The sequence below is a fragment of the Leifsonia sp. HAY1-4F genome (genome assembly GCF_056755275.1).
The window spans coordinates 1-234 of the sequence record NZ_JBNDHX010000658.1 but is presented as its reverse complement, the minus strand read 5'-3'; the positions used below and the strand labels follow the sequence as shown (position 1 = coordinate 234).

Genomic DNA, 234 nt, shown 5'->3' with positions numbered 1-234 from the left:
CGCCATCGCCGTCAAGCCGCAGGTCCTCCTGCTCGATGAGCCGCTTTCGGCGCTGGATGCAAAGATCCGCGTATCGCTGCGCGAGGAAATCCGGGCGATTCAACAGCAGCTCGGCATCACCACCGTTTTCGTGACGCATGATCAGGAAGAGGCGCTGTCGATCTCCGACCGTATCGTCGTCATGAATGCCGGCCGCGCGGATCAGATCGGTTCGCCGTTCGAGATCTATAACAC

Annotated in this window: 1 pseudogene; it reads left to right on the top strand. The window is 60.3% G+C overall.

Features of this window, described 5'->3' with window-relative positions:
• A pseudogene (locus tag ACPYOG_RS20870) lies at positions 1–234 on the top strand (spermidine/putrescine ABC transporter ATP-binding protein); the annotation flags it as partial.